General features: G+C 28.6%; 24 protein-coding genes. 18 read left to right on the top strand and 6 right to left on the bottom strand.

All coding sequences use genetic code 11. The annotated features are described in order from the left end of the window. The first annotated feature begins 100 nt into the window (after positions 1-100). Genes G507_RS0110725 through G507_RS0110710 form a run of 4 tightly spaced genes read left to right on the top strand, consistent with a single transcriptional unit; the run spans position 101 to position 3,539 of the window. Entirely contained in the window at positions 101-466 is a 366-nt protein-coding gene (locus G507_RS0110725) for a BlaI/MecI/CopY family transcriptional regulator (protein ID WP_026717473.1), read from the top strand. Continuing rightward, positions 438-1,868, top strand: a complete 1,431-nt coding sequence (locus tag G507_RS0110720) for a M56 family metallopeptidase (protein WP_026717472.1) — start codon at positions 438-440, stop codon at positions 1,866-1,868. The genes G507_RS0110725 and G507_RS0110720 overlap by 29 nt, the downstream gene beginning before the upstream one ends. Before the next feature lie 38 nt (positions 1,869-1,906). After that, the gene (locus G507_RS0110715) at positions 1,907-3,031 is read left to right on the top strand and encodes a tetratricopeptide repeat protein (RefSeq protein WP_026717471.1); all 1,125 of its coding nucleotides are present in this window, start codon (positions 1,907-1,909) and stop codon (positions 3,029-3,031) included. Positions 3,032-3,062: 31 nt separating this feature from the next. Continuing rightward, positions 3,063-3,539: a hypothetical protein gene (locus tag G507_RS0110710; RefSeq protein WP_051191631.1), complete on the top strand. Its 477-nt coding sequence runs from the start codon at positions 3,063-3,065 to the stop codon at positions 3,537-3,539. A gap of 398 nt (positions 3,540-3,937) precedes the next feature. On the opposite strand, the gene G507_RS0110705 is transcribed toward G507_RS0110710, so the two are convergent. Further along, positions 3,938-5,041 carry a glycosyltransferase family 2 protein gene (locus G507_RS0110705; protein ID WP_026717469.1) on the bottom strand — a complete coding sequence of 368 codons (1,104 nt, stop codon included), beginning with the start codon at positions 5,039-5,041 and terminating at the stop codon, positions 3,938-3,940. Next, positions 5,038-5,967 carry a hypothetical protein gene (locus G507_RS0110700; protein WP_051191628.1) on the bottom strand — a complete coding sequence of 310 codons (930 nt, stop codon included), beginning with the start codon at positions 5,965-5,967 and terminating at the stop codon, positions 5,038-5,040. Before G507_RS0110700 ends, G507_RS0110705 begins: the two co-directional genes overlap by 4 nt. A gap of 68 nt (positions 5,968-6,035) precedes the next feature. On the opposite strand from G507_RS0110700, the gene ruvC reads away from it, so the two are divergent. The 13 genes from ruvC to G507_RS0110635 all read left to right on the top strand — a co-directional run bounded on the left by ruvC (position 6,036) and on the right by G507_RS0110635 (position 17,146). After that, positions 6,036-6,590: a crossover junction endodeoxyribonuclease RuvC gene (ruvC, locus tag G507_RS0110695; protein WP_026717467.1), complete on the top strand. Its 555-nt coding sequence runs from the start codon at positions 6,036-6,038 to the stop codon at positions 6,588-6,590. Next, a complete protein-coding gene (gene hemW / locus G507_RS0110690; protein WP_026717466.1) occupies positions 6,590-7,717 on the top strand; it encodes a radical SAM family heme chaperone HemW in 1,128 nt (375 codons plus the stop codon). The genes ruvC and hemW overlap by 1 nt, the downstream gene beginning before the upstream one ends. Positions 7,718-7,793: 76 nt before the next feature. Continuing rightward, positions 7,794-8,078 (top strand): GIY-YIG nuclease family protein, encoded by a 285-nt coding sequence (locus G507_RS0110685; RefSeq protein ID WP_026717465.1) that lies wholly within the window; start codon positions 7,794-7,796, stop codon positions 8,076-8,078. A gap of 107 nt (positions 8,079-8,185) precedes the next feature. After that, positions 8,186-8,959, top strand: coding sequence for a cyclase family protein (locus tag G507_RS0110680; RefSeq protein ID WP_026717464.1), 774 nt, complete (start codon positions 8,186-8,188; stop codon positions 8,957-8,959). A 66-nt stretch (positions 8,960-9,025) separates the two neighbouring features. Further along, the gene (locus tag G507_RS0110675; protein WP_026717463.1) at positions 9,026-9,397 is read left to right on the top strand and encodes an MmcQ/YjbR family DNA-binding protein; all 372 of its coding nucleotides are present in this window, start codon (positions 9,026-9,028) and stop codon (positions 9,395-9,397) included. Between the two features lie 74 nt (positions 9,398-9,471). Continuing rightward, positions 9,472-10,170, top strand: a complete 699-nt coding sequence (locus tag G507_RS0110670; RefSeq protein ID WP_026717462.1) for a PH domain-containing protein — start codon at positions 9,472-9,474, stop codon at positions 10,168-10,170. A gap of 119 nt (positions 10,171-10,289) precedes the next feature. After that, positions 10,290-10,703: a response regulator gene (locus G507_RS0110665; protein WP_026717461.1), complete on the top strand. Its 414-nt coding sequence runs from the start codon at positions 10,290-10,292 to the stop codon at positions 10,701-10,703. Beyond that, positions 10,704-11,246: a heme NO-binding domain-containing protein gene (locus tag G507_RS0110660; protein ID WP_026717460.1), complete on the top strand. Its 543-nt coding sequence runs from the start codon at positions 10,704-10,706 to the stop codon at positions 11,244-11,246. A gap of 3 nt (positions 11,247-11,249) precedes the next feature. Next, complete coding sequence (locus G507_RS16860; protein WP_051191625.1) at positions 11,250-13,943, top strand: PAS domain-containing protein; 2,694 nt, start codon at positions 11,250-11,252, stop codon at positions 13,941-13,943. Then, on the top strand, positions 13,943-15,076 hold the full coding sequence (locus G507_RS0110650; RefSeq protein WP_026717459.1) for an FIST signal transduction protein: 1,134 nt from the start codon (positions 13,943-13,945) through the stop codon (positions 15,074-15,076). The genes G507_RS16860 and G507_RS0110650 overlap by 1 nt, the downstream gene beginning before the upstream one ends. Continuing rightward, complete coding sequence (locus tag G507_RS0110645) at positions 15,076-16,104, top strand: sensor histidine kinase (RefSeq protein WP_026717458.1); 1,029 nt, start codon at positions 15,076-15,078, stop codon at positions 16,102-16,104. Before G507_RS0110650 ends, G507_RS0110645 begins: the two co-directional genes overlap by 1 nt. Continuing rightward, on the top strand, positions 16,104-16,421 hold the full coding sequence (locus tag G507_RS0110640; protein ID WP_026717457.1) for an Hpt domain-containing protein: 318 nt from the start codon (positions 16,104-16,106) through the stop codon (positions 16,419-16,421). Before G507_RS0110645 ends, G507_RS0110640 begins: the two co-directional genes overlap by 1 nt. Before the next feature lie 14 nt (positions 16,422-16,435). Further along, positions 16,436-17,146 carry a LytR/AlgR family response regulator transcription factor gene (locus tag G507_RS0110635; RefSeq protein WP_026717456.1) on the top strand — a complete coding sequence of 237 codons (711 nt, stop codon included), beginning with the start codon at positions 16,436-16,438 and terminating at the stop codon, positions 17,144-17,146. 205 nt (positions 17,147-17,351) lie between these two features. Here the strand turns inward: G507_RS0110635 and G507_RS0110630 are convergent, their stop codons facing one another. Next, on the bottom strand, positions 17,352-19,424 hold the full coding sequence (locus G507_RS0110630) for a tetratricopeptide repeat protein (RefSeq protein ID WP_026717455.1): 2,073 nt from the start codon (positions 19,422-19,424) through the stop codon (positions 17,352-17,354). Positions 19,425-19,585: 161 nt separating this feature from the next. On the opposite strand from G507_RS0110630, the gene G507_RS0110625 reads away from it, so the two are divergent. After that, entirely contained in the window at positions 19,586-19,888 is a 303-nt protein-coding gene (locus G507_RS0110625; protein WP_026717454.1) for an STAS domain-containing protein, read from the top strand. Between the two features lie 99 nt (positions 19,889-19,987). On the opposite strand, the gene G507_RS0110620 is transcribed toward G507_RS0110625, so the two are convergent. The 3 genes from G507_RS0110620 to G507_RS0110610 are packed head-to-tail and all read right to left on the bottom strand — an operon-like array spanning position 19,988 to position 25,849. Beyond that, a complete protein-coding gene (locus G507_RS0110620) occupies positions 19,988-21,541 on the bottom strand; it encodes a cellulase family glycosylhydrolase (protein WP_026717453.1) in 1,554 nt (517 codons plus the stop codon). Continuing rightward, on the bottom strand, positions 21,522-22,763 hold the full coding sequence (locus G507_RS0110615) for a hypothetical protein (protein WP_051191623.1): 1,242 nt from the start codon (positions 22,761-22,763) through the stop codon (positions 21,522-21,524). Before G507_RS0110615 ends, G507_RS0110620 begins: the two co-directional genes overlap by 20 nt. Further along, positions 22,760-25,849, bottom strand: coding sequence for a membrane protein (locus G507_RS0110610; RefSeq protein WP_026717451.1), 3,090 nt, complete (start codon positions 25,847-25,849; stop codon positions 22,760-22,762). The genes G507_RS0110615 and G507_RS0110610 overlap by 4 nt, the downstream gene beginning before the upstream one ends. Positions 25,850-26,132 lie beyond the last annotated feature (283 nt).

The following is a 26,132-nucleotide window of genomic DNA, read 5'->3' as shown; positions in this document are numbered from 1 at the left end:
AACTAAATATTTAGTTTACATTTGAATTATCAAACTAAAAACTTAGTTCAAAAAACACTAGTATATTATTATAATGATACTGAAATAAATGCAGCATAAAATGAAACAACTTACAAAAGCCGAAGAAGAAATAATGCAAGTTTTATGGGATTTAGACGAATCTAATGTAAAAGATGTACTAGATAAATTACCAGAGCCAAAACCAGCTTACAACACAGTTTCCACAATTATAAGAATATTAGAAACAAAAGGCTTTGTGGGTCATAAACAAGAAGGTAAAGGATATATTTATTTTCCATTACTAAAAAAAACAGAATACAGTAATTCGTCATTAAATAAATTGGTTGAAAATTATTTTCAAGGTTCGTTTAAAGACATGGTTTCCTTTTTTGTTAAGAAAAATGATGTTGATTTAAAAGATTTCGAACAAATGATTAATGAAATTAAAAGCAAAGAAGATGAATGATTTTTTAGTTTACAGCTTACAAACCATACTTTTGCAATTGGGTTTTTTAATAATTTTTGAAATATTTTTCAAGAAAGAAACCTTTTTTAAAGCCAATAGATTTTATCTTTTAGGAAGTATACTATTGTCTTTAATAATTCCATTGATAAAAATCCCTATTAAGGGAAACATTCAAAAGCAAACTTTTTTTCAATTAAAAGAGATTGTTGTTTCAAATGCTGGTTTTATTGAAAATAAATCAGAAATCACTTCCTCTTTTATACCGCTTTTTATTTTATACGGAATAGGTATTTTAGTCTTCCTTATGTTGTTTTTAATTAAACTTTTCAAAATTTATCAAATTAAGAAAAACACTTTAATTGAAGTAATTGATCAAGTTGAAGTACATCGCATTAAAAACTCTAAGCAAGCATTTTCATTTTTTAATTATATTTTTATTGGAAACGATAATTCAAACATTGAAACAATAGTAAAACACGAAAAAGTTCATAAAAACCAACTTCATTCCTTAGATTTAGTTTTTTTAGAAATGTTGAAAATTATCTTTTGGTTCAATCCTTTAGTGTATTTCTATCAAAAAAGAATAGTTGAAACACATGAATTTGAAGCCGATTCTAACAGTATTTCCGAAAATAAAAGCTGTTATTATGAAACGCTTATATGTCAAATTTTTGAAGTGAACTCCATTTCATTAACCAATAATTTTTACAATCAATCATTAATCAAAAAACGTTTAGTTATGTTACAAAAATCAAAATCAAAAAAAGCAGGAATGATCAAGTATTTAGTAGTTGTTCCTATGACAGTCTTGTCTTTAATGTTGTTTTCAACTAGTGTTGTAGCACAAGTTAATAAAGGAGAAACTGTTGAAAAGAAAAAAGAAAAATTATTAAAAGAGATTAAAGAATTCAATCAAAGTGCGACAAAAGAAGAAAAAATAAAGGTTTTAGATGAAAATTTTCTAGAAGAAAATTTAAAAGAATTATCTAAAAACACAGAAGCTAAAATTATTAATACCAAACCTACTTCTGATGACCCAATACCTTTTGCACTGCTTGAAAACCCACCAGCTTTTGAAGGTTGTGAAGAAAAAACAGGCAATGATGCAAAAGAATGTTTTATCAGAGCTATGAATGATCACATTAAAACACATTTTAACTATCCCAAAGAAGCAGTTGACAAAAAAGTTCAAGGTAGAGTGACTATTATGTTTCAAATCACTAAAGAAGGACTAATTGAAAACTTGAATGTTAAAGGAACTGGAAATGATAATAGTTATTTATTAGAAGAAGAGGCAATAAAAATCATTAGACTTCTTCCAAAATTCCAACCAGCAATGATAGAAGGAGAAGCAGTAGCAGTTTCTTATGCTCAACCTATTGCGTTTAGATTGCAAAAATAATAAATTCAGAAATATTCTAAAAACAACAACAATTTTCAATGAAATATATTTTATTATTTTTCTTAACACTATCGCTTCAAAGTTACGCTCAAAACATAGCTTTGGGTGATAGTTTAGTTGCAATAGGAAAATATAATGAAGCCATAAACACTTATAAATTAGCATCAGAAAATAGTAAGAATTATAAAATTGCCAAAGTTTTTGAAGCAAAAGGAAATAAAAATGAAGCTTTAAAATATTATCAAAATTATATTAAGTTAGACTCAACTTCTATTCCAATAAATTTTGATTTCGGATTACTACTTTTAGATGTTTCAAAGTATGATAAAGCACAAATTGTATTTGATAAATTGGTTCAAAATCAAAAAACTAATTCCATTTTTTTATATTATTTAGGACTTTCATTTGAAAAACTAAACGAACCCGGAAAAGCATTTAAAAATTATAAATTAGCTAGTGAGATTGACTCAACTTACCATAAAAGCAATTATAAATTAGCTTATTTTTATTCGCAAATTAAGCAAGAAGAAGAAGGAATAAAAATTTGCAACAGATTCATCAAGCAAAATTCAAATGATATCGATATGCTAAAATTAAGAGCTCAACTTTATTATATTCTGAATGAATATTCAAGTGCAATTATTGATTACGAAATGTTATTAAAGTTAAATCAAGACGATGAATTTATTTATAAAGACATTGCAAAAGCTTATTTTAAGCTAAGTAATTATAAAAAAGCAATAGAAATATATGATTATTTATTAGCATTAAATCCAGAAGATTCTAATTATTATTTTGAAAGAGCTTTGTGTTTTGGAAACTTAAATGACTTTAAAAAAGCACAAAATGATTTAGATAAAACTATTGAACTAAAACAACTTACTTTTGAAAGTGAATATTTTTACAAAGCCGTTTATTATCAAAAAAATGTTCAATTGGATTATGCTTTAAAATTTTATAATAAAGCCTTTAATGAGAACAGAGAAAACATAGAAGCTTACTATCAAATATGCGTTATTACAGATTACAAAGAAGTAAATAAGAAAAAAGTTTTGCCAGTATTTAAACTATTTTTAAAGAAATTTCCACAGGCACATCAGTCAAAGACGGATTATATTACCAAAAGAATTTCTCAATTAAAACAAGAATTGCACATGCAATAAAAAAAAGATAGTATTTTTACAAAAAAAAGATTTGAAAAACATCGGAATCACATTTTTATTCTTTTTTATAGTTTCATGCCAACTTTTTGATAAAAAAGTGCCCAATGAAACCGAATTATTGCAACAAGAACTTCAAAAAATAAATTGGAGCGAAGTGGACGAATATCCATCGGTTTACGCTTGCGATACCATGCAAAATAAAGAAGCCCAAAAGCAGTGTTTTTTCAATTATCTTTCAAAGGAAATCCAACAAAAAATAAGCGTTGATTCCATTCAAATGTTATATCCAAATATTGATACAATTCAGGTTAAAGTAACAGTTTTTCCAGACAGAACAAGCATTTTTGAAACTCAACATTCAAAAGACAGTTTAGGCTATGATTTGAAAGAAATTGATAGTATAATTCAAGACAAACTAGCTAATTTCCCACCAATCGAACCAGCAAGTAAACGAGGTGTAAAAGTTAAAACCCAATTTATTTTACCTGTAATTATTAAGAAAAAGTAGTTTTTTCAGAATTTATCCTGAATTTATTTCAGAAGCTATTTCCTGCTATCCATTACAAGCTTTTGCAAACAATACTTTTTTTGTAAGTCATAAAAAGAGCTTCTTAGGTCGCTTTTTTATAACAACAAAAAATAGCATTCTTTCACAAAAGGCTTTCCATTGCTATCAGGGCTATGAAATCCGTTTTCATAACAAACTATGTTTTTCTAAAATAAGCAAAGCGATTTAGTTACAATCAAAAACCTATCATTCTATCTTTTTTAACTTAGATGACTTATATGTTTAAAAATAATCAAAAGAAGTAATTGTTTTTCATCAATGTAATGATTCATATAAAAAGCAAAGCGACTTTTCAAAAGAACTCAAAACCTATGTTTCTATGTGTTTTAAAAAAGCATTTATTTCCTAAAAATTCTCCCTTTCCAACTATAATTCCCAAACAAAGAATACAAAGCCACAGCACTAGTAAAAAAAGGATAAACCAAACTACAAATCAAAACAAATCGAATACGTTGCCCAAAGAAATTAGCCGATTTCTGAATCATAATAAAATCCACCAAAAACTTAATTCCAAAATAGAAAAGTAAGTTATCATAAGTGAATAAACCCATTACCCATAACCCAAAACCAATCACCAAAAAAAAGTTCGTTAAGAAAACCACAATAGCCAAAATTTTCGAAAACCAATCCACATAAGCACTCGATTTACTTGCCCAACGCACACGTTGATAAAACAATGCTTTCCAACTCGTAACACTTTTTGTAGCAACGATACTTTCTTTGTTCGCACAAAATCCAACTTGTTTTGCATCAAATTGTAAAGCTTTTTGCAATAAAAAAACATCGTCACCACTTGCTATTTTATCATTTCCTTCAAACCCATTTAATTCCTTAAAAAATGTTTTTTCATAAGCAAAGTTTGCACCATTACACATAAACGGTTTCTCAATTCCAAAACTTCCAACCGTGACACCTTGTAAACTCAAAAAATCTAAATGCTGAAAATCATGTAGAAATCCTTGCTTTTGTAAATAAGAAACAGCAGCAGCAACCATTCTTTTATTTTCTATCTGAATATAAGCATCAATTGATTTCAACCAATTTTTTTGCACCAAACAATCAGCATCAGTTGTAAAAATCCAATCGTTTTTAGCATTCGAAATTGCAGTATTTATTGCATCTTTCTTTGGAGAATTTGTATTTCTAATATTCTTTATAATCTGAATTCTAAATTCTAAATTCTGAATTCTAAATTCCTCTTTCGAGTCATCATCAACCAAAATAACTTCAACCAATTCCTTCGGATAATCTAATAATGAAATAGAATTTAAAAGTTTAGGTAAATTTTCAGTTTCATTCCTAAAAGGCACAATAATACTAAAGCTCGTTTTCGGATTTAAATTCGTTTGATTTTTAACTTTCATCTTACCAAAACCATAAATAAATGCACCTATAAAAAGTACATAAATAAAAAGCATAGTATAAAATCCAACTAAAATCATTTCTTTAAAGGTTTATATTTTAAGACAAAAATACTTCCAATAAGCAAAGGTAAAACCAAATTAAAAAGCCACATAATCGAAATAATTGCAGCAACTTTCCAATCATCAACACCTAGTTGACCAAATAAAAACAAAGCCACACTTCCTTTAACAGCAACGTCCAAAAAATGAATCGTCGGAATTATAGATGCTAAAAAATACATGGTAAAAATAGTTCCAATTGCAGTTGTAAAGTCCATTTTAATTTGGAAAATTGAAAGTAGATACAAAAATTGAAATGAAAAAACTAAATAACGCATAATTGAAAACCAAAGGTTATTTCTATGAAAATCAAAAGAAAATGAAATTATTTTTCGAATTGAAAACCCATAAATTTCAATATTTCTAGCAAAATACAATAACGGCAAACAAATAATAACAATTAGCGCAAGAATTAAAAACCAATTAAAAACTTCAAACTTAAAATCACTAATTAAAATCCCAATTAAACCAAAAAGAGTAGTAATCAACATTTGACTGCTATTGCCAATAAAATTCAAAAGCACAATTTGTTTAGTGTTTTCTTTAGGGAAATATAACGCTTTGGCACCATATTCACCAATTCTGTTTGGTGTAAAAATCGATGCAGTTAAGGAACCTAAACTTTGTTCCATAGCTTCAAAAAATGAAATATTTTTGAATGATGAAACTAAATGTCTCCATTTAAAAATTTCTAAAACCCAATTTAAACAAGAAAAAGTAGTTAAAATCAAAAGAGTTTTAAAAGATAAGTAACCTTCTATCTGATTAAAATCTATCTTTTTATCATCATTAAAATGCCAATAAATATAATAAATTGCGCCACTTACAATCAAAAGTTTGATAGTAACCAAAAAGAATTGTTTAGCTTTGTGAGAAATAGCAATCATTGCAACAAAAGTAGTCAATTTGAAAACGAATTAGTATTGTTTTTTCAATAGTTAACTGCCAACTAAATACTGAACACTGAACACTAATGTCTAGCGAAAGAATCATATTAGGAATCGACCCAGGAACAACCATCATGGGATTTGGATTGATAAAAATAGTCAACAAAAAAATGGAATTCTTGCAACTAAACGAATTGCAATTGTCCAAATACGACAACCATTACCAAAAACTAAAAATCATCTTTGAAAGAACTATTGAGCTAATAGAAACTTATCATCCAGACGAAATTGCTATCGAAGCACCCTTTTTTGGTAAAAATGTGCAATCCATGTTGAAACTAGGAAGAGCACAAGGAGTAGCTATGGCAGCTGGACTTTCAAGAGATATTCCCATCACAGAATACGAACCCAAAAAAATAAAAATGGCAATCACCGGAAGCGGAAATGCCAGCAAAGAACAAGTAGCCAAAATGCTTCAACAATTATTAGGCTTAAAAACATTACCCAAAAACCTAGATTCAACAGATGGATTAGCAGCAGCAGTTTGTCACTTTTTCAATTCAGGGAAAGTTGTAGGTGAAAAAAGTTATACTGGTTGGGATGCTTTTGTGAAACAGAATGAATCACGAGTTAAAAAGTAATGTCAGGAATCTATATACACATCCCATTTTGCAAACAGGCTTGTCACTATTGCGATTTTCATTTTTCTACTAGTTTAAAGAAGAAAGACGAGATGATTTTGGCATTAGCGAAAGAAATTGCCTTGCGAAAAAATGAATCAGAAAACGAAAGTATTGAAACCATTTATTTTGGTGGCGGAACTCCAAGCATATTGTCAATTAAAGACATAAAATTCTTGATTGATGAAGTTTATAAAAATTACAATGTTGCAGAAAATCCAGAAATAACGGTTGAAGCAAATCCAGATGATTTAACAGAAGGTCGAATAATCGAACTGTCAAACAATCGAGTAAATCGACTTTCAATCGGAATTCAATCTTTCTTTGAAGATGATTTAAAAATGATGAATCGTGCTCACAATTCCAATGAAGCTTCAAATTGTTTGGAATTTGCGACAAAATACTTTGAAAATATTTCCTTAGATTTAATTTACGGAATTCCAGGAATGAGTAACGAAAAATGGAAGCAGAATATTGAAAAAGCACTTTCCTATAATATTCCACATATTTCGAGCTATGCATTAACGGTTGAACCCAAAACTGCTTTAGAAACTTTCATCAAAAAAGGAATCATCAAAGGACCAAATGATGAAGTGGCTCAAGAACATTTTCATATTTTAGTCGAAACGCTTCAAGAAAAAGGATTCATTCATTACGAATTATCAAATTTCGGAAAGGAAAATTTCTTTTCAAAAAATAATTCGAGTTATTGGTTAGGAAAAAAATACATCGGAATTGGTCCGTCAGCACATAGTTTTAACGGAACATCAAGAAGTTGGAATATTGCTAATAACACATTGTACATCAAGTCTATTCAAGATAATAAATTGCCTTTAACTTCAGAAAAACTTACAAAAGAAGACAGTTATAACGAATATATTATGACTGGCTTAAGAACAATTTGGGGAGTTTCTTTAGACAGAATTGAATCAGAGTTTGGACAAAATTTTCTAGATTATTTAAACAAACAAAGCCAACGATTTATCGATGACGGTTTGTTAGAAATTGAAAATAAAATCCTAAAAACCACAAAAAAGGGAAAGTTTTTATGTGATGGAATTGCAAGTGATTTGTTTATGCTGAACTAGTTTCAGCATCTGTTGAATTTTAACGAGAGAGTTAATGAACTAGTTTCAGCATCTGCTGAACGTAAGAAAACAATTTATGATTAAAGGCTATGTTTATATATTGACAAATAAAAACCATTCCGTTTTGTATGTTGGAGCTACAAAAGATTTAAAATATAGAATAGAATGTCATAAAGAAGGAACAGGTGCAGTATTTACTAAAAAATATAGTGCTACATTTTTAATTTATTTTGAAGAATATGATAATTATAGAGATGCTTTTTTAAGAGAAAAACAATTAAAAAATTGGCATAAAGACTGGAAATGGAATTTAGCAAAAATTTTAAATCCCGAATTAAAAGATTTATATTTGGAGTTGTAAATAACAGTGTCTTACTAACAAAATCTCGTTAAGTTCAAAAGATGCTGAAACGAGTTTAACAAAATATAGTTTTAGCATGATCAGATGCTGAAACGAGTTCAGCATAAATGAAAGCACAAATAGATAATAAATACACAGTCGACCTATCAAAACCCATTGATATATCCATTCCATTAACCAATGACGATGAAAATCCGATTGCATGGTATCAAGGAAAACCAGAAATCGAACCTGTAAAAATGGATGATTGGATAGGAAAAGTTTCTGAAGGAAAATCATCTACCAATTTCAATAATATTTTCTTTAATCCTCATGCACACGGAACACACACAGAATGTTTAGGACACATTACACGAGATTTTTACAGCATTAATCAATGTTTGAAACAGTTTTTCTTTTTGGCTGAAGTTATTTCAGTTCAACCTGAAAAAATCGGAGAAGATTTAATCATCACAAAAGCAATCATCGAAGAGAAGTTGCATTGCAACGTCTCAACAGATTTTCCAATAAAAGCATTAATAATACGTACGTTACCAAATTCTGAAGATAAAAAGCATTTAAAATATTCAAATACAAATCCACCTTATTTAAGTGAAGAAGCTGCTGTTTTTATTAGAGAAAAAGGAATTCAACATTTATTAATTGATTTACCAAGTGTAGATAAAGAACATGATGAAGGAAAATTATTGGCTCACAAAGCCTTTTGGAATGTAAAAGATGTGAATAATTTGAACGATGATGCAAGAATGAATTGCACGATTACAGAATTAATTTACGTTGATGATTTTGTAAAAGACGGAAGTTATTTGTTAAATTTACAATTCGCTTCATTCGAAAATGATGCAAGTCCAAGCAAACCCATTTTATATAAATTTATGTAAAATAAAAGCAATTTCATTTGAGTAAATTTTTAAATCTTTCAATTTTTAAATCTTTTAATTAATAGAATGAACATTCAACAACTATACGAATATTGTTTATCCAAAAAAGGAGTAACCGAACATTTTCCTTTTGATCAAGATACTCTAGTTTTTAAAGTTGGCGGTAAAATGTTTGCTTTAACTTCGTTATCTAATTGGGAAAAAGAAATCCCAGCCATAAATTTAAAATGTGACCCAAAAGTTGCCTTAGAATTAAGGGATAAATTTGAAGGGATAAATCCTGGATTTCATATGAGTAAAGTCCATTGGAATACTGTAACAATCAATGAAGATGTTCCAGATAAAAAAGTTTTACACTTAATAAATCATTCTTACGAATTGGTTTTTAGCAGCCTAACCAAAAAAATTAAAACCGAAATTGAAAATTTAGAAAATTAGGCATTACATTTGTATTCAAATAACTACAAAACCTTTAAAACTAATAACCTCTTATACTTCTAAACTTTTTTTATATGATTGAGAATTTAAAAAATATATTAAACGAAGACCAAGATCCAAAAGCAATTGAAAAGATTACTTTAAAATTAGAAAATCTTTTAATGTCTAATGAAGAAGTTGGTTATATAGCTGTTCAAAAAAAACCAGCATTAACTGTTTTTCCTGATAGCGTAGTGGTTACCAACAAGAGAATTATTATATGTAAGCCAAAAAACTTAGGTTTATCGATGGAATTTATTGATTATGATTGGAATGATGTTGCCGGAACTTTTGTAAAAGAAGGAATTCTTGGAGCTGAATTCACCTTCAATACTAAATCTGATTTAACGCTTAATATTGATTACTTGCCTAAAAATCAAGCAAGAAAACTATATACTTATTCAAAAGAACAATTGGATCTTTTAAAAAATCCTATTGTTAATCCTTATATTGCAGAAGATATTAAAGCTGAAGAATTTCCTCAAGAAGAAATAATTGAAGAAATTGAAGCGGAAGAAGTAACTCATTTTGCAGAAATCGTTCCATCAACTCCAACTTATGAAACGTATGAAGAACCAAAAGATACTTTATCTTCAAGCGATAAAAAGCTAAATGAGCTGTCTCAAGATGAATTGTTTGAGAAACTTCAGAACTACAAACGCTTATTAGATAATGGTTTAATCATGCAAGGTGAATATGATACGTTGAAAAAAGAGATTTTGAGTCACATGTAATTAAAACTACTTGTCTATACTTTTCTACCATTCGTCTATACTAAAAATGTGCTTGTCGAAAAGAAAGTCGATAACAATATTTAAATTTTACTTTTGATATTGGACAAAAAGCATAAAACATGACAAAATCTTTAAATATTCTCTTAATAGAAGATGATGCTATTGAAGTGATGAAATTCAACAGAGTTTTAAAAAAACTAGAATTAAATCATAAAATAATTGAAGCTAACAATGGAGAAGAAGCATTAGATATACTTAAAAACAAAGAAATAATACCTGATATTATTCTCTTAGATTTAAATATGCCTAAACTTAACGGAATAGAATTTTTAACCATTTTAAAGAATGATGAAATTTTAAAATATATTCCATCTATTATTTTATCTACATCTAGTAATCATAAAGAGATGATGGAATGTTATAAAATTGGCATTGCAGGTTATGTTCTAAAGCCATTAAAATATGAAGATTACGTAGATAGAATAAAAAAACTGTTAGATTATTGGAGTACAAATGAATTAATTTCTCAATAAATGTATGGAATAATAAATAAAGCCATTCAAGATTTAGTTATTGCCAACTTTGGTGAAGAAAAATGGGAAGCTATTCTAGAAAGAAGTGGAATAGAAGAAGATTTTTTTATCAGTAGTGAAGCTTATGACGATGATATTACATTCAAATTAGCAATAGCAGTTTCGGATGAAATGAACATGACTCTAGAAGATGTCTTAATTGCTTTTGGGGAATGGTGGGTTATTAAAACAACAAACGAAAGATATGGTGGTTTAATGGAATCTGGTGGTTCTTCCCTAAAAGAATTTTTAGAAAACTTACCATTATTTCATAATCGAGTTATGCTAATTTATCCTAAATTAACACCCCCAGAATTTAAAGTTAGTGAAGTTTCAGAAAATAGTCTTAACTTACATTACTTTTCTAAAAGAGAAGGTTTGCAAGAATTTGTAAGAGGTTTAATTCAAGGTTTGGGCAAAATGTTTAAAACGCCAACCACAATTGAACTTTTGCAAACAAGAGATTTAGGAGATGATCACGAAATTTTTAAAGTAAGTTGGTAAAAAATGCAAGATTTTCAATTCAGTTTTGATGTTACTAGTTTTAATAACATCTTTCCTTTTTATTTATTAATTGATAAAGAATTAAAAATAAAGAGTTTTGGAAAGAGTTTAAAAAAAATTCTTCCTGAATTAAAAGAAGATTTACTTTTTACTGAAGTTTTTGCTATTAAGAGACCAAAAATCGAGCATCTTTCATCTCAAAATTTTAAAGAAACTATTGGTGAATTAATTGTTTTTGATTCATTTTCAGACAAAACTGTTTCATTAAGAGGACAAATCAATCTTCATAATGACTATTATTTGTTTATTGGAAATCCTTGGTTTCAATCTATGGAAAATGTTATAGAAAAAAAATTAACACTTCATGATTTTGCCATTTTTGATCCACTTTTAGATTTACTACACGTTTTAAAAAACCAAGAGATTAATAATTCTGAATTAAAAGAATTATTAACAACAGTAAATTCTCAAAGAAAAAAACTTAAAAAAGATAAAGAAGAATTAAACAAACTTTCTATTGTTGCAAGTGCTAATAAAAACGGAATTATTTTTACAGATCCTAGCGGAAGAATTTTTTGGTGTAATGAAGCCTATTTAAAACTCACAGGTTTTTCATATGATGAATTAATTGGCAAAACTCCAGTAGAAGTTGGATTATGTGAGCTTTCAAATAAAGAAGAGATAAATAAAATGCTTGATGCTTTTTATAAAGGGGAAATGTTTGATGTTGATATTTATCATGCACATAAAACAAAAAAGCCATTTTGGTCAAAATCTAAAGGGCAACCTGTTTTTGACAGCGATGGAAATGTAGAGCAATATTTTGCCACTATTGAAGATAATACTATCGTAAAAGAAAACGAAGAAAGACTTTCTATTTTATCTTCTATTGCAGAAAAAAACATTAATTCGGTTGTAATTTGTGATAAAGAAGGCAAAATAGAATGGGCAAATGATAGTTTTATGAAATTATCAGGTTATTCAAAAGAAGAATTAATTGGCACTAAACCTGGACATTTGCTTCAAGGTCCAGAAACAGATAAAGAAACTATACAATATTTAGCAAACCAAATAAGACAAGGTTTATCATTCAATTGTGAAATCGTCAATTATTCAAAAAACAAAGAGAAATATTGGATTCGAATTCAAGGTCAAGCTTTAAAAAACAGTAAAGGTGAAACTGTAAAATATTTTGCCATTGAAGAAAACATAACAGAACAAAAAGAGTTCAATCAAAAAATTATAGAATCAGAAAACAAACTAAATTCACTTATAGAAAACCTTCAATCTGGAGTTTTACTAGAAGATGAAAACAGAAAAATTGTTGTAGTCAATAAAAAGTTCTGCGCCATGTTTAAAGTTCCATTTGAACCCGAACAAATGAAAGGAATTGATTGCGAAGCAGCAGCTGAGAGCACCAAACATTTTTTCAAGAATCCTGATAAGTTTATTGCTAGAATTGATGAGATTTTAAAAGATAAAGAAAAAATAATTGCAGAAGAAATTGAGTTAACAGATGGAAGTGTTTTAGAAAGAAGTTTTCTTCCTATTTACAAAGATGGAAAATATGCAGGACATTTATGGAGCTACGATGATATAACTATCAAAAAGCGCTACAAAGAGAGCATAGAAGCAGAAAGACAAAAATATAGTAACATTATCGCTAACATGAATATGGGATTGTTAGAAGTTGATAATGATGATGTAGTGCTTTTTGCAAATCAATCTTTTAGTGATATGAGTGGGTATTCATTATTAGATTTATTAGGAAACAATGCTTCAAATTTGTTAATGGATGAAAATGAAAAACAAATAATTGAAGAGAAAAATTCGATTAGAACAGAAGGAATTTCTGATTCATACGAAATCACCACCAAAACCAAAACCGGAGAAACTAAACATTGGTTAATAAGTGGTGCGCCAAATTATAATTTAAATGGGGAATTAATAGGGTCAATTGGAATTCATCTAGACATAACTAAACAAAAAACACTTGAAATTCAGAAAGAACAACTTTTAAAACGATTAGAAAAACAAAACGAACAGCTTAACGAATATGCTCAAATTGTTTCTCATGATTTAAAATCGCCATTAAGAAGTATCCATTCATTAATTTCATGGATAAAAGAAGATAACGAAAAAGAGTTTAGCGACGAAACCTTGCAATATCTTAACATGATTGAAGGAAAAGTTGAAAAAATGGACCATTTAATTCATGGAATTTTAACTTATTCAAAAGTGGATACTGAAGATACAATAAATGAATCAATCGATTTAAATGATGTAATTAATAATTGCATCAAAATCATTCATATTCCAGAAAACACAAAGGTCATTATTGACAATACGTTGCCAATTGTTAAAGCTGATAAATTTAGAATGCAACAATTATTTCAAAATATTATTAGTAATGCAGTTAATTATATAGATAAGCCAGAAGGCTTAGTATCTGTTGGTTATGCAGAAGATGCAAAAAGTTACACGTTCTATGTAAAAGATAATGGACCCGGAATCGCGAAAGAAAATCAAGAAAAAATATTTAAAATTTTCCAATCTTTCACCAACCATGAAAGTTCTACAGGAATTGGATTGTCAATTGTAAAGAGAATTGTAGATAATTATAAAGGAACAATTTCTATTGAAAGTGAACTGACAAAAGGAACAACGTTTTATATCAAAATGCCAAAAACAAACTAATGAAAATAGTACAAGCATATAAATTAGAAGGACAAAATTGGAAATATCTTCAAGCTAAAAAAGAATTGAAAAATCCTTTGGTATTGATTTTTGCTAACAGAATGCTTCTTGAAAAAAGTGAAGTTATTGAAGAAATCAGAAAGGAATTTCCATATGAGCACATTGTTTTTGGTTCAACTTCTGGCGAAATAATAAATGATAACGTTTTTGACGATTCTATAGTTGCAACAGCAATTGAATTTGAAAAAAGCACTTTTGAAATTAGAACTGAAAATATTTTAGATTATAATAAAGACGCAAAAAAACTAGGTGAAATTTTGTACAATGAGATGCCTAAAGAAAACTTGAAACATTTATTTGTTCTTTCAGAAGGTAGTTTTGTTAACGGAAGTTCATTAATTGAAGGTTTGGAAGAAAACATTCAAAATTCAATTCCGATTTCTGGTGGAATGTGTGGTGATGATGCTAAATTTGAAAAAACATTAGCATCTTACAAAGTAAATCCAAAAGAAGGTGAAGTGATTTTAATTGGTTTTTATGGGGAAACGTTAGAAATTTCATTTGCCAGTTTTGGTGGTTGGTCAACATTTGGGCCAGAACGAATTATAACAAAATCTGAAGCCAATATTTTATATGAAATTGATGATCAACCAGCATTAGACTTATACAAAAAATATTTAGGAGATAAAGCAGATCAGTTACCGCAAGCCTCATTATTATATCCACTTAATGTAACACCAGAAGGGAAAACAGAACCTGTTGTACGAACTATTTTAGGGATTGATAACGAAAATCAATCTATGACATTAGCTGGTGATGTTCCTGTAAATTCAAAAGTACAATTAATGATGGCTTCTGTTGATGCAATTGCTGAAGGAGCAAATGAAGCTGCAAAATTAGCTATGAAAAATAGAAAAAATAAACCACAATTAGCTTTGTTAGTGAGTTGTGTAGGAAGAAAATTAGTAATGAACCAACGTGTAGAAGAAGAAATTGAAAGAGTACACGAAGTAGTTGGTGAAAAAACAGCTATAACAGGATTTTATTCGTATGGTGAAATGGCTCCTTTTTCTGGAAATACGTTTTGCGATTTACACAATCAGACTATGACATTAACCTTAATAAGCGAATAATGAATTCACTTTTAAAAAGACAAATAGCAAAGTTCATTCAACCAGAACAGCTTAGAGATTTAAAGCAATTTTTAAAAGCGGTTAATGATTCATATGTTAATTATGAAGATCAATTGACTATGTCTCAACGCGCTATGCAAATTAGTTCAGATGAATTATTTGAAGCTAACCAAAAATTACGAGCAGAAGCTAATAGCTTAAAAGAAATCAATCAAAATTTATCTGCAATTTTATCTTCTATGAATTTAGACCCAGAAAAATTGAGTGATGAAAAAGAATTTAGTAAAGCAGAATATGTAAAAAAACAAGCCTTAGAAATTGTTGCTATTAATAATCAAAGAGAAGAATTATTAAAAGACTTAGAACAGCAAAACGAAGAGTTAAATGAGTATGCACATGTGGTTTCTCACGATTTAAAAGCACCTCTAAGAAATATTGATACTTTAGTAAATTGGGTAATTGAAGACAATAAAGACGGAATGAGATCAGGATGTTTAAATTCTTTAAACCTAGTGCTTTCTAATGTCGAAAAAATGGATTTGTTAATTAAAGGAATTCTTGATTATTCAACCATTGATAGGTTAGAAGCAGAAGACAGACATATCAATTTTAATTTAATAATTGATGATATTTTGAGAACTATTTTAATTCCTAATAACACAAAAATTTTGGTTCAAGAAAACTTACCTAGTTTGTTTGGAAATGCTTGGAGATTTAAGCAGGTTTTTCAAAATTTAATTCAAAATGCAATAAAATATAACGACAAAGAAAATGGGATAATTGAAATTGGAGCCATTGAAAAAGAAGATCATTTTGAGTTTTTTGTAAAAGACAATGGAATGGGAATATCTCAAAATTATTTTGATCGTATTTTTAAAGTCTTTACCAAATTAGAAAGTAATAATACTTCATCTGGAATTGGGCTTTCAATAGTTAAGAAGATTGTGCAATTTTATAATGGAGATATTTGGCTTGAAAGTCAAGAAGGAATTGGAGCTACATTTTATTTCACATTACCCAAAAACTAATGGAACAACCAAATTTAAATTACATAAACGAACTTTCAGGAAATGATGAAAGTTTTAAGCAAAAAATGATTGCAATTGTAAAATCAGAGTTGCCTCAGGAAATTGAAAATTATAGATCATTATTAGAATCACAGAATTTTAAAGCCACTGCAGAAATGGTTCATAAACTAAAACATAAAATTTCTGTTCTAGGTCTTGAAAAAAGTTACTATATTGCTGAACAATTTGAAGATAATTTAAAACAAAGCTCAATTGTATTGCAAAATGAATTTGAAGAAATTCTAAATAGCATGCAAAACTTTGTGGATGATTTGTAAAAAACAGCAACGCAATGAAGTGTATAATAATTGATGATGAAGCAATGGCTAGAGCTATTATAGCTCAAAGAATATCTAACTTTCCAGAAATGGAAGTTTTAGAAGAGTTTTCAAACGCTATGCACGCTATCAAATATTTAAATCAAAATTCAGTTGATGTTATTTTTCTAGACATTCATATGCCCGATTTTACAGGGTTTGATTTTATTCAAACTATAAAAAATCCACCAAAAGTAATTCTCGTTACTTCAGATAAAAACTTTGCTATTGAAGCTTTTGAATATGAATGTATAGTTGATTATTTAGTAAAACCAATTTCAGAAGAGCGTTTTGAAAAAGCTGTACAAAAATTAAAATCAGCAAAAGTTCCTTCGAAAACAATTACTTCAAAAGAAGAAACTCCTTCTGACACAGTCAATGAATTCTATGTTAACATTGACAGAAGATTAATAAAAATTGAATTTAACACTGTTACTGTAGTTGAAGCAAAAGGAGATTATATTCTAATCAAAACAGATAATAAAAATTACACCGTTCATTCTACTTTAAAAAAAATTGAAGATAAACTGCCAACGGATTTATTTTTAAAAGTACATCGTTCGTTCATTATCAATACCAAAAAAATTATTGATATTGAAGACAATAGCGTTCTTATTGCTAAAGATGTAATTCCAGTAAGTAGAGCAAATAGACCAGAATTAATGAAAAGATTGAATTTACTTTAATTTTTTTAAACCATTCGTCGACAGTTTTTCACCATCTATCTAACTTAAACAATAGGCTTAACGATAGTTTAATAATGCATTAAGTTTATTGGCTACATTTGTATAACGAAAAAGCAATATAAGTTATCAAATCAAGCAATTGAAAAGATAAATAAAGATATTTTACATTAGACACGTAAATATTATTTAAAAAAAACCGAAGAATTTATTCTTCGGTTTTTTTTGTTTTAAATACTGGTTTGCTAAAAAGTAACCACTTTAAGCGAAAACCAAATTCGTTATAAGTAAAACCAGCTGCAGTTGCAGAAGCGATATTACTTCGTAAGCCATAAACATTAGCCAACAATCTGTCAGAGAATTTATACCCAAATTTTGCTTGAATTCTATAAGTCCATTGCTTATCACCGTCTTCAATAAATTGAAAACCAGTTGCAGCATTTACGTTATAAAAGATACTTTTAACTTCAGCACTATTTTCATCTTTTAAGAAATCAGCAAAAATTTCAACAGCATTAAATTTTTTGGGACTAAAATAATCAGTAGGAACTTGATTTTTAAAAGCAATATACTGATAATTAACTCCTCCTTTTAAAACAGGTTTCGATAAAAAGTTATAATACAAAGAAGTAAACAGTAAATTTCTAGTATTTGAATCCGATTGCGTAGTGTAAAAATATTGGGTAAACCAACCAAACTTAATGTTGGTGCTGATATTATAATTAGCATAAAAATTATTGCTCACAATTTCTTTATTAATCAAATCTGAGTTAAAGTTTTGCATTTCTCTTTTGTAACCAACTTCCAAATCTTGCAGTTTTAAAGGTTTCGTTTTAAAGAAAGTATGAACCAGCAATTGGTTGTAACTGTTTGTAAAACCACTTGCATTAGAAACTCCAGCATTCATAGTAAAGCTAACTTTTGGATGAAATTTATAGGTTGTTCCTAAAGTAAAATCATTTGTAGTTGCATTGGCTGAAGTAACTTTATTATCCGTCTTTCTAAATTGATAAGAAGTATTAAACGACCATTTTGTTGAAGTTGGAAAAGTAATTTGTGTCAACGAAGCAAAAGCAGTATTATCACCATTATCAAAAGAATAACTCAATTTTTCTTCTAAAAAAGGTGTGTGTTCTGCGTTTAACTTCTTTAGAAATCCAATAGCATCATTTTGATTTTTAAAGATGTCTAAGGTTTTAAAAACAGCATTGTAAGCATTGTCAATTTCACCAGAAGCATAATAAGCATTGGCAATTCCTAAATTCCCATCAAAAGACTTAGAATCATTTTTTAAGATATTTGAATAATCTTTAATACTTTGTTTGAAATCACTTTTATAAATAGCTAAAGTTGCGGATAAAGCTAAAACCCAATTTTCATTTGGATATTTTTCTAGTAATGAAGTAATATTTTCTTCAGCTAAATCATATTTTCTGTTCCAAATTAAAGCTTGAACATAACGTTCGTTGGTTTGTTTAATGATTTTTTCATCTGTAACAGATTTGCTTTTTTCTAAAGATTCCGTTGCTAAATTTAAAGCTTCAGTGTCATTTTCATTTAAATGAGCTAAAAGCGAAAGTCCGTTCAAAGCAACATTTGGATTTTCTAAAGCTAATAATTTATAAACTTCATTTCCTTTTTCTATTTGTTTTGAAATCAAGTATAAATTGGCTTTGTTTAATAAAGTTTCTTTATCATTTGGAAAATCTACTAAAATTTCATCATAAAAATTTTCAGCTTCATCATATTGTTTAGCATTTACTTTTTCATTAGCAAAACCTAGTTTGATGTATTTTCTAGAAACCAAAGCGCCACCATTTCCAGGAGAAAGATCTAGCGCTTTATTTACATTAAGCAAAGCATTTTCAAATTCCTTTAAATTAGATAAAGTATTTGCAAAACCTAAATGAGCGACAAAGTTTTCTGGATTTTCTGCAACAAGAGTTGTGTAATATACTTTAGCTTCAGGAAATTTTTTATTCCATAATAAAGATTCAGCATAATTAAGTTTTATTTCTAAATCATTAGCATATTCTTTTTTCATTTCAATGAATAAGTCTAATGCTTTTTCTGGATTATCATTTAACCCAACAGCTCTTGCATAACAAAGTCGTGCTGTTTTGTTTGCTGGATACTCTTTTAATATAGTTTCAAAGAAAGTTTCGGCTTTAGCAAAATTTCCTTTTTCAAGATAAGTAAATCCTTCTTGCATGTTTTGAGCCATTCCATTTATTGTAAATAGGAATATAAAAACAAGACTTAATTTATATAAATTTTTCATTCGTCGATTTGAGGTTTAAATGAGTTTGCAAGTTAGGTATAAAGTAATAATAATTCATCTACATCAACTTGCCATTCGTCGAAAAACAACGGTGATTCATGTAGTTAAGTTAGATATTTGCATCAGAATTAATCAAAATAACAATTAAAAAAACAAATATCATGGCATTACAAATTATAAATAACGCAGGAATTTTAGAACTAAACGGAAGTTTAAACGCTCAAAACACAAGTTCTTTACAAAATCACTTTGAAGCTTTAATCAATCAATCTAGTTTTATTATGCTTTCTCTTAATAATATTATTGATATGGACAAAACGGCTTTTCAGGCAATTATCGCATTATACAAAAAAGCACTTTCAAAAAATAAAGTGTTCTATATTATAGGTAAAGAAAATCAAAAAGTAGTTGATTTGTTTAAAACTGAAAAATTAAATTATTTGCTAAAAAGTAACGCAGCCTAATTCAAGTTCAATTATATAGTTGAAAAGTAAATTGTAAATTTATTCATCACCTTTTTTGCCTCAAGCACAATTGTTGAAACTAAAATATAATACTATGATTTAGTTAGTTATATATAAAAATGAAGGTTTATGTTTTCCTTTATAATCGATAAAACCAAACTGTTTTTGTTTGCTTTTTATCCAAGGCCATTTCCCGGCAACACCGTCTGGAACTTTAGGGAAATCATATAAAGTCCATGACACAAATGCAAGTTGTTTTTCTTTGAAAATCACTTGCATTTTTTTATGATATTCAGCTTGATCTTCTTTTGAATTTCCGGTCCAACTCCAAAATCCTTTGTTAGATGACATTCCAAATTCTTGCATCACTACAGGTTTGTTTGTTGCTTTTTCAAGCGCTTTCAATTTGTCAGTAAACAAAGAAATATGTTCGTAATAATGATAAGAAACTACATCGACTTCATCTTTTAGAATTTCACTTGCTTTTATATTCGAATAACCAATAGTAACCAAATGATTTGGGGCTGCTTTTTTTACTACTTCAATCATTTCAGATAACCAAGGTTTCACATTTTGAATGCCACGAGATTCAAAATCTAAATCGGGTTCGTTTTTTATATCCCAAGAAATAATATTGTCAAAATCTTTACAACTTGAAACTACAGTTTCTGCATGCCTTTGTGTTAATGTCCAATTGTTCACAGAATAATCTCCATAGAAATCAAAAAGAGTTACAATTACAGCTAGATTTTTTGCTTTTGATAATGCTAAAACTTGTTTCAGTTTCTCTAATTTTTCGGTTTTAACTTCAGCTTTTCCAAAATCTTCATAGGGTACAAATATTCTTATGGTATTCAGTTTTGCTTTGGTAATTATATCAAAATCTGCAGCAATAGTATCCAAATTAAACAAATCACCATACATATCCCAAGCCGAATTTTTAGGATAATAATTGATTCCTTTTATAAGGAACGGTTTGTTGTTTTTTAAGATTTGATTGCCTTTAACGATAAATGTTTTTTCATTAGTTTCTGCTTTCAAAGTATCTGTAACTTTAGCCATTCTTTCACAATGACGAATTCTCCAAAAACCATCTTCTAATAACATTAAAACTTTATAGGTTGCTGTATCTTTTACTGAAGTAATTAATTTTTTATCTTGATAAATGTTCTGAAATTCAACAACATTTTCATCTGTAAAAACTACTAATTGTCCATCTTCACTATAAAATTCTAATTTTGGATTGTGGGTTAATGTGGTGCTTTCAATCGATATTTTATCAGCTTTATTATTCTTTATTATTGTGTCTAAAATTTTTCTTGGATTTTCTGTAAAATAATCACCTATTCCTTCATCTGTGTTGTTTTTTAAAGCATTATTTTTTATGTACCATGAAAATAAATAATGTTTTTCTAAAGTCGCTAAAGTTTGTTTTTCCATTTCTCTACCAGGATTTTCAAGGCTTTTCCACGAAATTTTCGGTAAATAAGTATTTGCCGTTTCTTTATCTAAATGCAACATCGTACTTCTATCAGCACCTTCATTTAAGTAAGCTAAAATAGAGCTAATTCCATATAACACCAATATATTTAGTGCAATAAACGATGCTAGTAAGAAAACGCGATAACTATTTTTATTGTTGATTAGCGACATTAATTTCTTTTGTTTTTATGATTTTGCCTAAAGTTTCAATTTCAAAACGATAGTTTTTTTCTTTGTAAAATTCGGGAGAAAGATAAAATTCAGCTTTTCCTTTGTTACTATTTTCTGTTATGGTTTCAACTAATTTATCTTTATGATAGATGTTTAAATTTACTTTAATTCCATCAGGAACAATCTGATTCATGAAACTTTTAATTGGTCCAACAGTAATAGTTCGATTGTCTTTTGAAAACGAAAATGCAATCGTTGGATTTATCGATTTGTATGCAATTTCAACCGAATTACTCTTACTAATTCCATTAACGAAAGCTTTTACAGAATACTTATTTTCTTTTTCTGGATGCAAAATTTGACCTGTTGCAATTCCTTCTATAGTTGTTCCAAAAGTTTTTAGAATGGCATTTTCTTTATTTTTAAGGATAAAGGTTACCATTGTTCCATCACTAACTGTGTTTCCAAACTTATCTTTCAGAATCGAAGTGGTTAATTTTGTGATTTGATTTCCATCAGCAAATTCATGATTTCGCTTGTATGAAATGGTAAAGTCTGTTGCAATTGAAGGATAAATTACAGCATCAAATTCTTTAGTTAAAGCCTCATTACAAGAAGCTGAGATTAATACAATTCCGGATTTTGTTGGTGCATAAATATTTTTCCAAGCAATAAAATCTTTAGTTTTTTCATTGTCAGTAGAAATTGAATTCAAAAATTGATGTTTTATAGCCACATCAGTATTGGGAAGTTTTGGATTGTCGAAATCGTCTGTTGGAATAGTTACAAACATCACATAATGATTGTCACCCGCTAAAGTACTTGGCGGTCCAAGATAAGATTCAAGATTAGTTTTGGTCTCATCATTTGGCAAAATTTGAAAATTTCCTTTTGCTTTTTCTTTGTTGTTTTCTATCAAAAACCAAGAAACATAACCCGTTTTAAGGGCATAATTTTTAGGTAAATTAAATTGAATTTTATCATTTTTTAAAACACCATCAAGTAATGTTCTTCCATAGGAATGAATGATAAAAAGTTGCGGTTTGTTTTCAGAATTTCCTTTAAATTCTATTGCAATAGGTTTTCCAGCAACAAAATTTTCTTGAGTCGTAAGACAAGAAAACGCATTTTTAGTAGTTGGTTTTTCATCCAATAAAGTGACAGAAAGCAAAACCAAAGCTATGCTTACTAATACAATGATATGTGGTTTTCTTTTTATCATTTTGGATTACCAATGTAATTATTCAACTCAATTTTTATGTATGCAAAACCTTTTCCGTTGACTTTTTGCAATTGTTCTTCTTCTTCGTTGGTTTTTCTTTTTTTAATTACACCTCTTGCAATAGCTTCATTTGAAATTCCGTTTACAAAACAATTTTCTGTCGAATATTTTAAACTTTTTAAGCTAGAAAGATTTAAAAACGAATAGGTAAAATATTGTTTTCTTTGAATTCGAACACCTTCTTTTATGAATTTATGATCTACATAAATCAATTCTTTTTTATCATTATAATAAGAGATCAAAACTTCTGGAACCGTTACTTCTTGAATACCATAATTGAATAAAGTTCCTTTTATTTCTTTATCTGAAACAACTAAATCTGAAATTGCAACAGCAGTATATAAATCAGAAATAGCTACATTTCCTGCACTTTGAATGTCAAAAGTAACAGGTTTATTATTAAAATTTTTATCTGTAAACTCATCTGGATTAAAACTTGTAGGTTTAACATCCGTTGCATTTAACCAAGCAATGTCTTCAAAATTGACTTTAAAACTCGTGGTTTCTTTGGGCATTAATTTATGTTTGATGACATATTTTGCATTAAAAGTTCCCAGCATTTTATCTTTTTCATCGTATAAAGAAGCTTTCAAAACCACATCAGCTGGAACGTTATCAATATTTTGAACTTCACCAATAATCATATATTTATTGTCAAAGTAAACTAAATTAGCTTTAATAATTTCCAAATCAGGTTGACGCAAAATATCATCATGATAGGTTTGTTGGGTCGAAATTTTTCTTCGTCCTTGTTTGTAATAAGAATTTACATTTGTGGCAATAAATTCATCTGGCGGCAAATCGGTATCTTTTTTTTCTGGAACTATATACCATTTTCCTTTTATCTTTTCGACTTCGTGTGTATATGTTTTTTCGATTATTTCTAACGGAGTAATCCATTTGGTTTTGGCAATTACACTAGCTTTATTAGTAGAGTTATGTTTGATCGTTGTTTCAATAGCATCCAATTTTCCATAGGAATTAAGAATTCCATCAGAAACAGAAATCTCCAACATAAACTGAGAAACACCATATTCTTTATCAGGAACAATATAGGAATACGCTTTTTCATAAAACTTATAGTCTAAAGCATCATAATAAGATTTCACTACATTTTCTGGACTAATTTGTGTAGCATTTTTGATGTAAGTAAAGTAAATTCCAATCCCAAAAAGGATAAGCACAATTGCTGTCCAAATGTGTAATACCTTAATCATACCACTTTTAAAACCATTATAAACAATACCATGATTTAAAAAAGCAGGTTTATCGAGAACTTTTATTTTTAAAGCTTGTAACCAAATCATTTGTATGTTTAAAATAAAAGCAATTAAAACGGTAAGCATAGGAATAATTCCCCACATTAATTTTAAAACGATAGAAACTTCATCTTTAGGTAAAATTTTGGATAAAGGTTGCACGTTGAGTTTTTCCCAAACCATAATGCCATTTTCTAATTGCGTCAAGCGATGCCAACCACAGAAATAGAGAATAGGGTCATAAAACTTGTCGTTAGAAAAGACATATTTTAAATTGTATTTTTCTGGTACAGTTAAGAATTGTTGTAAAGAACCAATACCTTCAACACCTCTAAATTTTGAGTTTTCTAATCGTTCTACAGCTCTTGTGGTTAATTCGGGTAATCTTCTCGCAGAATGATAATTGCCATCAACAGTCATGGCTTTAGTTTGTGTAGAAAGAAAAGCCATTTGATCTCCAAAACCTAGCGGTAAAAATCGCCATTGGTCATGTTGGTCTTGATTTAAGAAATTTACAATGGGTAAAAAGTTAATTTTATCTGGTTGCAAAGGTCTAAAATACCCTAATGTTATTGTGAAAATCGTAAAAAGTAGAAAACTTCCAGCAAACAAACCACCTAAAATTCGATGATAAATCGTTCCAAACTTGTTTTGTAATGCAGTTTTTAAATCACCTTCAACCAATCTATACACAAATTCACCAAAAATTGGCAAACTCATTATGGAAGCCCAAAGTGTAAATCTATCTAGTGTTAAGATATTAAAAGCAGTTTCACCTAACATTTTTAGAGGAATTGGAGTTGTTCCACCAGTTCCTAAAATCGTTAATAGAGTAATGGATAATCCAAAGAAAATATAACGTTTTGAATAATATCGATAGAAAATATAAGGTAAAATGAAAAGTAAAATTCCCCAAGGAATCAAGAAAAACATTAACCCAGACGAAGTGACTTCTAAAAAATTATCACGACTTCCATGGGGAATGGGTACTTGAGTTATTGGATTTGCTTTAGAATTTATCCAATAGGGTAAAATACAAAATACAATTAAGAAAACCGCTGAACTACAAAATAGTACTATTCGTTTAAACAAAGAAAGAAATGTATTGAAGAAAACTTTAAACGTTATTTCTTTATAAGAACTGACTTGTTCTCTTGATGCATCCATAATCACCATTCCTATTAAAGGAGAAATGAAAAAGACCATTCCGAACAAAGGAGTCACATGATGCGAACAAACCGTAACAGCAATTAAAGATAATGAAGTAAAATAATATTTTCGCTTGCCTGTTTTTACATATAAATAAATTTCGGGCATGGCATGCATCAATAAGGAAACGCCAATAATACTTGGGAGTTGCCCAAAAATATGGAGCGTTTCCACAAAAGAGGAGGAAAGTATGGCGACAATAGCAGCATATCCGGCAACGGTTCGATTTCCAGTAATTAAAACAGCATATCTAAAACTTCCGGTTACAAAAAGCACAATTCCTATTATGGCAACTGCAAACATTCCAAACTTTAATCCACCTATATAAGATAATAATCCAATGGCTTGATGAACCAAAGGTGGATAACCCATAACGGTGAAGCCCGTGTACCAACTATAATTCCAAGGTTCAAACCAACTATTGGCATAGTGATTTCCAAAAAACATATGAATTAACGCGTCATACGTATTTTCAATAGTAAAGAAAATAGCACTTCCGTGGAAGGTTATTCCAAAAAGTAAGGCTACAATTAAATATTTGTTTGAAGTTTCTTTCACTAAATAAGTTATTCTTAAACTAAGTTGTAAATATAGTAATATAGTTGCTATAGATAAAAAATATAAGTCTAAACAAATTTACCATTCATCGATACATTAACTAGTCTTTGTCTAATATTCCTAATTAGGCTGTTCATATACCTATATATTTGTACTGTAAATAGATAGTTAATTTTATTGTTTTTAATTTTTTAACAATAATTTTATATATTTGACGGATATGTTTTGAGGTAATATAATTATTTTTCAATGTATCATTCAAAAATTTATTAAAAGCCCCAAA

Source organism: Flavobacterium gelidilacus DSM 15343 (assembly GCF_000422685.1).
Lineage (GTDB): Bacteria > Bacteroidota > Bacteroidia > Flavobacteriales > Flavobacteriaceae > Flavobacterium > Flavobacterium gelidilacus.
Note: the sequence above shows the minus strand (reverse complement) of the source record. Positions and strands in the feature narration are given on the sequence as shown.

Excerpts from the sequence above, each read along its gene's own strand:
- G507_RS0110630 (WP_026717455.1), bottom strand. The coding sequence starts at position 19,424 with ATGAAAAATTTATATAAATTAAGTCTTGTTTTTATATTCCTATTTACA.
- G507_RS0110615 (WP_051191623.1), bottom strand. The coding sequence starts at position 22,763 with ATGATAAAAAGAAAACCACATATCATTGTATTAGTAAGCATAGCTTTG.
- G507_RS0110650 (WP_026717459.1), top strand. The coding sequence starts at position 13,943 with ATGAAAATAGTACAAGCATATAAATTAGAAGGACAAAATTGGAAATAT.
- G507_RS0110720 (WP_026717472.1), top strand. The coding sequence starts at position 438 with ATGAAATTAAAAGCAAAGAAGATGAATGATTTTTTAGTTTACAGCTTA.
- G507_RS0110625 (WP_026717454.1), top strand. The coding sequence starts at position 19,586 with ATGGCATTACAAATTATAAATAACGCAGGAATTTTAGAACTAAACGGA.
- G507_RS0110680 (WP_026717464.1), top strand. The coding sequence starts at position 8,186 with ATGAAAGCACAAATAGATAATAAATACACAGTCGACCTATCAAAACCC.
- ruvC (WP_026717467.1), top strand. The coding sequence starts at position 6,036 with ATGTCTAGCGAAAGAATCATATTAGGAATCGACCCAGGAACAACCATC.
- G507_RS0110685 (WP_026717465.1), top strand. The coding sequence starts at position 7,794 with ATGATTAAAGGCTATGTTTATATATTGACAAATAAAAACCATTCCGTT.
- G507_RS0110660 (WP_026717460.1), top strand. The coding sequence starts at position 10,704 with ATGTATGGAATAATAAATAAAGCCATTCAAGATTTAGTTATTGCCAAC.
- G507_RS0110705 (WP_026717469.1), bottom strand. The coding sequence starts at position 5,041 with ATGATTTTAGTTGGATTTTATACTATGCTTTTTATTTATGTACTTTTT.
- G507_RS0110665 (WP_026717461.1), top strand. The coding sequence starts at position 10,290 with ATGACAAAATCTTTAAATATTCTCTTAATAGAAGATGATGCTATTGAA.
- G507_RS0110725 (WP_026717473.1), top strand. The coding sequence starts at position 101 with ATGAAACAACTTACAAAAGCCGAAGAAGAAATAATGCAAGTTTTATGG.
- G507_RS16860 (WP_051191625.1), top strand. The coding sequence starts at position 11,250 with ATGCAAGATTTTCAATTCAGTTTTGATGTTACTAGTTTTAATAACATC.
- G507_RS0110620 (WP_026717453.1), bottom strand. The coding sequence starts at position 21,541 with ATGTCGCTAATCAACAATAAAAATAGTTATCGCGTTTTCTTACTAGCA.
- G507_RS0110640 (WP_026717457.1), top strand. The coding sequence starts at position 16,104 with ATGGAACAACCAAATTTAAATTACATAAACGAACTTTCAGGAAATGAT.
- G507_RS0110675 (WP_026717463.1), top strand. The coding sequence starts at position 9,026 with ATGAACATTCAACAACTATACGAATATTGTTTATCCAAAAAAGGAGTA.
- G507_RS0110670 (WP_026717462.1), top strand. The coding sequence starts at position 9,472 with ATGATTGAGAATTTAAAAAATATATTAAACGAAGACCAAGATCCAAAA.
- G507_RS0110635 (WP_026717456.1), top strand. The coding sequence starts at position 16,436 with ATGAAGTGTATAATAATTGATGATGAAGCAATGGCTAGAGCTATTATA.
- G507_RS0110715 (WP_026717471.1), top strand. The coding sequence starts at position 1,907 with ATGAAATATATTTTATTATTTTTCTTAACACTATCGCTTCAAAGTTAC.
- hemW (WP_026717466.1), top strand. The coding sequence starts at position 6,590 with ATGTCAGGAATCTATATACACATCCCATTTTGCAAACAGGCTTGTCAC.
- G507_RS0110645 (WP_026717458.1), top strand. The coding sequence starts at position 15,076 with ATGAATTCACTTTTAAAAAGACAAATAGCAAAGTTCATTCAACCAGAA.